The sequence below is a fragment of the Jiangella endophytica genome (genome assembly GCF_003427025.1).
Classification (GTDB): Bacteria; Actinomycetota; Actinomycetes; order Jiangellales; family Jiangellaceae; genus Jiangella; species Jiangella endophytica.
Genome location: NZ_QVAI01000009.1, coordinates 289625 through 296619, shown reverse-complemented (window position 1 = coordinate 296619; position 6995 = coordinate 289625). Strand labels below are relative to the sequence as shown.

The window sequence follows — 6995 nt, the reverse complement described above, 5'->3', positions numbered from 1 at the left end:
TGAGGACACAAACAAACTTGGCATCAACCAAACATCATCAGGCACACTGTTGAGTTCTCAAAAATCGGACGCACTCACAAGACACCCGCTAAGGAGTCAGCGTGAGACGCTGTTGATCCGGTGAGGATCTTCTTCGGTCAGCACCAGGCTTAGCCTGGCGGACGGTTCTGGAACCAGAACCCCTGCCCGAAGCAGTTCCTCAACCTTACTGCGTCTGGCCCGTCGAGACAAACCGTTTCGCAGTTCCCCCCACCCGGCGCTGACCGGACCCAGACAAGGGTCTGCTCAGTGAGCTGAAGTGGTGGTGACTCTGCAGGTCGGCCGCCGTTTCCCGCGTCCCGCTCCCCTTGAGCCGAAGAGAAACTTACGGCCCCGGGGAGCGGGAGTCAAATCCTGACCCGGTGAATCGTTGTGACGGCCGTCTCACCCGCATTTGTGCAGGTCAGCGACGTGTCAGGCCAGCTCGACCCCACCGACGGTGCGCTTGCCCCGGCGGAGCACGAGGTAACGCCCGTGCAGAAGATCGTCGCGGCCGGGCCGGTCGTCCGGAGCGAGGCCGGGATCGAGGCGCACGTTGTTGACGTACGCCCCGCCGTCGGAGATGGCGCGGCGGGCCGCGGAGCGGGAATCGACGAGGCCGGACCCGACGAACAGGTCGACGTACGAGGGAAGCTCCTCCCCCACGTTCAACGGCCGTGCGCCGGCTTCGTCGAGGGCGGCCTTGAGCGTCCCGGCGTCGAGCTCCTCGAGCGCGCCCATGCCGAACAGAGCCCGGGACGCCGCGATGACCTTCGCGGTCTCGTCAGGCCCGTGCAGCAACGACGTGAGGTCCTCGGCCAGCGCGCGCTGGGCCGAGCGTGCCGCCGGTTTCTCGGCCGCTTCCCGCTCCAACTCGGCGATCTCCTCGCGGGAACGGAAGCTGAACACCTTGAGGTAGCCGACCACATCGCGGTCGTCGGCATTGACCCAGAACTGGAAGAAGGAGTACGGGCTGGTCATCTCGGCGTCGAGCCAGACGGTGCCGGACTCGGTCTTGCCGAACTTGGTGCCGTCGGCCTTGGTGATGAGGGGCGTGGCCAGCACGTGCACCGACTGCCGCTCGACCCGGTGGATGAGGTCGGCGCCGCTGGTGAGGTTGCCCCACTGGTCGCTGCCACCGGTCTGCAGGACGCAGCCGTACCGGCGGTACAGCTCGAGGTAGTCCATGCCCTGCAGGATCTGGTAGCTGAACTCGGTGAAGCTGATGCCCTGTTCGCTGTTGAGCCGGGCGCTCACCGACTCCTTGGACAGCATGCGGCTGAGCCGGAAGTGCTTGCCGACGTCGCGCAGGAAGTCGATGGCCGACAGCGGCGCCGTCCAGTCGAGGTTGTTCACCATGCGCGCCGGATGGGGCCCGTCGAAGTCGAGCAGCGGTTCGATCTGTTTGCGGATGCGCTCGACCCAGCCGGCGACGGTGTCGCGGTCGTTCAGCGTCCGTTCGCCGGTCATCTTGGGGTCGCCGATGAGCCCCGTCGCCCCGCCGACGAGCGCCAGCGGGTCGTTGCCGGCCACCTGGAGGCGTCGCATGGTGAGGATCTGCACCAGGTTGCCGATGTGCAGGCTCGGCGCCGTGGGGTCGAACCCGCAGTAATAGGTGACCGGGCCGGCTGCCAGAGCAGTGCGCAAGGCCTGCTCGTCAGTGGACAGCGCGATGAGCCCGCGCCAGTGCAGCTCGTCCAGGATGTCGGTCACGGTCGGTCCTCGGTCTCCTCGTGAAGGGATGTGAGCATGAACGCACCCATGGTCTCGCACGCCGGCCGAGCGATGCGAATCACTTCCGGCGCTTGGGCACGTGGGGCCGGTACGGCGACACCGTCGGCTCCCCGTCCAGCCAGAACCGCCACGGGTACGCGTCGCCGTCGCCACCCGGTCCGCTGACGCCGACGCGCGGGCCGGTCCGCACCCGGGTGGCATCGACGGGCGGGCCCGGCAGCAGCTGCGTCGGCGACCCCACGGAGCAGAGGTCGACGCCGTTGTCGGAGCGGCCGAGGCCCAGGGCGGAGGTCAGACGGGCCGGGCCGCGGGCGTACTCGCGCGGTGCCCGCGCGGACAGCCGCCGCGCCGCCGCCAGCGACGCGCCCTCGATCACCTCGCCGGCGCGCAGCAGCACCGCCGTCGCCGTCCCGTCGACGTCGCACACCACGTTCGCGCAGAAGTGCATGCCGTAGGTGAAGTAGACGTAGAGATGGCCGGCCGGCCCGAACATGACCTCGTTGCGCGGGGTGCGGCCGCGGTAGGCGTGCGAGCCGGGATCGTCGGCGCCCTGGTACGCCTCGACCTCGGTCAGCCGCACCGCGACCGTGCCCTCGGGCGTCGTGTGCCGCAGCACGCTGCCGAGCAGGTCGGGGGCCACGTCGAGGCCGGGACGGGCCAGGAACGCGCGGTCGATCGTCGCCGTCTCCACCGCGCCAGTATCGACGACGGGGTCAGCTCGCCGCGGCCGGTGGTCGCGTCACTGGTCGATGACCGAGCCGTCGATGTGCAGCCGGGTCTGGATCTCCCACGGCTTCGGCGGCGCGGCCTCGACGGCGCCGTCGCGCAGGGTGACGCCGATGCCCGGCACGTCGGGGATGGTGAGGAAGCCGGCGCCGTCGTAACCATAGGCGCGCTCGACGATGTCCTTCTTCGGGAACTCGTCCTCGCCCAGCGGGTACTCCTGCAGGACGAAGTTCGGGACGGTGGCGGCGATCTGCAGACAGGCCGCCGTCGACACCGGGCTCAGCGGGTTGTGCGGGATGACGCCGACGTGCCGGGCCTCGGCCAGCGCGGCGACCTTCTTGGCGCCGGTGATGCCACCGACCAGGCAGACGTCGGGTCGGACGTACTGGACGGCGTCGCGGCGCAGCAGCGTGTCGAACTCCCAGAGGCTGGTGAGCCGCTCCCCCGTCGCGATCGGGACGTTGATCTTGCCGGCGACGTAGGCCATCTCGTCGACGTTGTCCGGCAGCACGGGGTCCTCGATGAACATCGGGTGGTACGGCTCGATGCCCAGCGCCACCTGGACGGCCTCGGCCGGGGTGAGCCGGCGGTGGATCTCGATGCACAGGTCGACGTCGTCGCCGACGGCCTCGCGGTACTGCCGGACGGCGTCGACGGCGCCGGCCACCTTCTGCGCGTGCGTCTCGAAGTACGGCTCCGAGAACGGGACGTCCAGGAACGGCGTCAGATGCCCGACGGCGGTGAACCCGGCCTGTTTGGCGGCCACCACACCTTCGACCAGTTCTTCGCGCGTCGCGCCGAAGACGTGCCCGTAGGCCCGCGCCTTCGACCGCACCTTCCCGCCGAGCAGCTCGTAGACCGGCGTCTCGTAGTGCTGGCCCTTGATGTCCCACAGCGCGATGTCGATGGCGCTCAGCGCACCCATGACGGCCGAGCCGCCGAAGTGGCTGGACCGGTACATGTACTGCCAGTGGTGCTCGATGAGCAGGGGGTCCTGACCGACGAGGTAGCGGCCGAACGCCTCGACCGCCCCCGCCGACGCCTCGAGGAACCCCCACGCGCCGGACTCTCCGAGCCCGGTCAGGCCGGTGTCGGTCCGAACCTCGACCAGCAGGTACCGGTCGAGCAGGAGGGGACGAACATCGGTCACGATCACGGTGTCTTCTCCAATGAACGGGTCAGTCCTTCACCGAGCCGGACGTGAGTCCTTCGGTGAGGAAACGCTGGGCCAGCGAGAACGCCACGACGACGGGGATGGTGATGACCACGCAACCGGCCATGAGCACCGTCGTCGGTGTGCCGACGTTCGCCTCCAGCTGGTTGATGCCCAGGGCGACGGTCCACGAGCCGCGGTCCTCGACCAGGAAGAGCAGGGCGAACAGGAACTCGTCCCACGCCGACATGAAGACGTAGATGCCGACGGTGGCGATGGCCGGCGCCGACAGCGGGACGATGACGTGCCGGATGACGCCGAGCCGGGAGGCGCCGTCGATGCGGGCGGCCTCCTCGATGTCGGCGGGGACACTGCTGAAGTAGTTGCGCAGCATGTACAGCGCCAGCGGCAGTGTGTAGGCGAAGTAGATGATGATGACCGCGGTGAACGACGGCCGCATGCCCAGGCGTGTGAACATGACGAACAGCGGCACCGCGAACACCAGCGGCGGGAACAGGTACACCATGAGGATCGAGGCGTTGACGAACGACGCGCCCCGGTAGCGCAGCCGGGTGGCGGCGTAGGCGGCGAGGATGCCGAACGACAGCGACAGGACGACGGTGACGCCGGCGATGTAGGCGCTGTTGCCGATGAAGCCGCCGAACCCGAAGCCGCCGTCCTCGCGGCTGGACAGGATGCGGGTGTAGCCGCCGAGGTCGATCTCGGACAGCCGCGGCAGCAGCCGGCCGGGCTCGTTGAGCAGCGACGACACCGGCCGGAACGACAGTCCGAGCATGACCAGCAGCGGGAACGCCGTGATGCCGACGAAGAACGCGATGCTGACCCGGCGGGCGATGCGGAAGAACCGTTCCTCGAACGCGTGCCGGCTCATGCCTGGTCCTTCCTCGCCTGCCACCGGACGTACACCGTCAGGACGACGAGCATCACCGCGGCGAGGATCAGCGACAGCGCCGCCGCAGCACCCGGGTTGCTCCGCCCGATGAGCCACTCGTAGATCTCGATCGAGATGACCCGCGTGCCGGCGCCGCCGCCGGTGAGCAGGTAGATGTTGGTGAAGTCGTTGAAGTTCCAGATGAACCGCAGCAGGAACAACACGGCCAGCACACCGCGCAGGGCCGGGAACGTCACGTGCCGGAACTGCTGGGTGATGGTGGCGCCGTCGATGGTCGCCGCCTCGTACAGGTGCTTCGGAATGGCCTGCAGCCGCGCGTAGACGAAGATGAACGCGAATGGGAAGTAGCGCCACGCCTCGAACGCGATGACGGTGCTGAACGCCAGCGGGACGGTGCCCACCAGCGGGAGGTCGATGGACTGCTGGCCGAAGAAGTCGACCCGCGACCAGCCGAACCAGTCGTGTCCCCAGGCGTTCACGACGCCGTACTGCGGCGACAGCATGGTCCGCCAGACGAACGCGGCGGCCACCACCGGCAGCACGTACGGCACCAGCAGCAGGGCCTTCACCGCGCCCCGGCCGCGGAACGGCCGCCGCATGGCCAGCGCCGCCCACACGCCGAGCAGCAGCGACAGCACCGTCCCGGCCAGCGCGTAGACGACGGTGCGCCCGACCGTCGGCCAGAACTCGCGCTGCCCCGTCACCAGCCGGAAGTTGTCGAAGCCGAGCTCGGCCTGGAGGAACCCGAACGGCGTGAAGTTGCGCAACTCGATCAGCCGCAGGCTCTGCAGGCTGATCGTGACGTTCCAGAGCACCGGCAGCGCGACCAGGACGACGGTGGCGAGGATGGCCGGCAGCAGGAGCAGGTAGGCGAAGCGCGCCTCGCGCCGCCGCGACGGGGACGGCTTGCGATCGCGCCGGCCGCCGCGTGACGGGGCGCCGCCGGGCCGGTCGGAGCCCGGCGGCGCCTGCGTGGTGGTGGTCATCGGGTGTCCTGACGGGGTCAGCCGGCGGACCCGATGAGCTCGAGCTCGTCGGTCAGCTGCTGCTGGACGTCGGCCGCGGCCTCCTCGGGCGTCAGCACGCCGTTCTGGACGTCGCCGACGGCGGCCGGGATGGTCGTGAGCTCGTACAGCACGCCGACGAGCTCGCCGAAGCCCTGCTGGATGCCCCACGCGTCGAAGTTCTGCGCGCCGTCGACCAGCTCGGTGACGGTGTCGTCGCCGTAGTACTCGGCGAGTGTGCCCTCGCGGTCGACGCCCATGTTGAGCTCCTGCCAGGCGTCGACGAACGCCGTCGGCTCCTCGGGGGTGCCGGTGCGCATGGGGATCATGCCGTTGGGAACCTGCGCGAGCCACTCGGTGTAGCCGTCGCCGACCAGGTACTTCACCAGCTCCTGGGCGTTCTCGGTGTCGGCGTCGACGGTGATGCCGAGGTTGCTGATGCGGCCGTACTGCGCGGTGTCGCCGTGGTAGCCCTCGATCTCGGACACGATGCCGGTGTTGGTGGCGAGGTAGCCGGGGTCGGCGGCGCACTCGGCGCAGTTGGCCAGCTCGGCGTCCTCGAGGCCGGCGAGGCGGTGCAGCGTGAACGGGCCCTGCGGCATCATGGCGGCCTGGCCGGCCAGGTAGGCGGCGCGCTGGTCGACGCTGTTGAAGGTGCCGGCGGGCGCGTAGTTCCGCAGCAGCTCGTCGTAGAACTCGAACGTCTCGACGCAGCGCTCGTCGTCGAGAGCGAGCTCGTCGTCCTCGCCGATCAGCTGGCAGCCGTTGCCCAGCGCGAAGTGCTCGAAGATCTGCTGTGTCACCTGGTGGCCGGGGTCGTTGCCGAGCACGATGCCATAGCGCTGGTTGCCGGGGTCGTGCAGCGCCTGCGCGGCGGCGAGGATGTTCTCGAACGACGTCGGCGGCGCCAGCCCGGCCGCGTCGAACCAGTCCTTGCGGTAGTGCATGATCAAGCCCCAGCCCGAGGTGGGAACGGCTGCGACGGTGCCGTCGACGGTGGCGAACCCGAGCCCGGCCTCGCGGAACGTCGACGGGTCGAGCTCGTCGACGACCTCCTGCGCGGCCTCGGCGTCGAGCAGCCCGTCGGCCAGCCAGCGGCTCGTCATGACCATCGGGTGGTCGACGACGTCGGGCAGCGTGCCGGACGCCGCGTTGGTGATCATCTGCTGCGGGACGCTGGTCTCCTCGACGGTGACGAGGTCGACCTCGATGCCGGTCTGCTCGGTGAACCGCTCGAGGTTGGCCTCGGTGCGGGCGACGCGGTTCGGCTCGGACTCCAGCGTCCAGAACGTCAGCGGCTCGGAGGAGTCGCCGCTGCCGCCGTCGGTGTCGTCGCCACCGCCCCCGCACGCGGTGACCGCGAGCGTGGCCGCGGCGGCGGTCAGCGCCAGGACGAGGCGGCGCCGGGCGGGCCGGCGTCGGGTCGGGGAGAGAGGCATCGTCGGTT

At 69.6% G+C, this 6995-nt stretch carries 6 protein-coding genes; all 6 read right to left on the bottom strand.

Annotation, left to right across the window (positions count from 1 at the left end; all coding sequences use genetic code 11):
* Window positions 1–453 precede the first annotated feature (453 nt).
* Window positions 454–1731, bottom strand: coding sequence for a tyrosine--tRNA ligase (gene tyrS / locus DZA62_RS19590; protein WP_116950591.1), 1278 nt, complete (start codon window positions 1729–1731; stop codon window positions 454–456).
* A gap of 79 nt (window positions 1732–1810) precedes the next feature.
* Window positions 1811–2443 carry a DNA-3-methyladenine glycosylase gene (locus DZA62_RS19585; protein WP_116950590.1) on the bottom strand — a complete coding sequence of 211 codons (633 nt, stop codon included), beginning with the start codon at window positions 2441–2443 and terminating at the stop codon, window positions 1811–1813.
* 48 nt (window positions 2444–2491) lie between these two features.
* A complete protein-coding gene (locus DZA62_RS19580) occupies window positions 2492–3634 on the bottom strand; it encodes a mandelate racemase/muconate lactonizing enzyme family protein (protein WP_116950589.1) in 1143 nt (380 codons plus the stop codon).
* 22 nt (window positions 3635–3656) lie between these two features.
* Window positions 3657–4523, bottom strand: a complete 867-nt coding sequence (locus tag DZA62_RS19575; protein WP_116950588.1) for a carbohydrate ABC transporter permease — start codon at window positions 4521–4523, stop codon at window positions 3657–3659.
* Window positions 4520–5530, bottom strand: a complete 1011-nt coding sequence (locus DZA62_RS19570; RefSeq protein ID WP_116950587.1) for a carbohydrate ABC transporter permease — start codon at window positions 5528–5530, stop codon at window positions 4520–4522. Before DZA62_RS19570 ends, DZA62_RS19575 begins: the two co-directional genes overlap by 4 nt.
* Window positions 5531–5547: 17 nt before the next feature.
* On the bottom strand, window positions 5548–6987 hold the full coding sequence (locus DZA62_RS19565) for an ABC transporter substrate-binding protein (RefSeq protein WP_116950586.1): 1440 nt from the start codon (window positions 6985–6987) through the stop codon (window positions 5548–5550).
* Window positions 6988–6995: the final 8 nt, after the last annotated feature.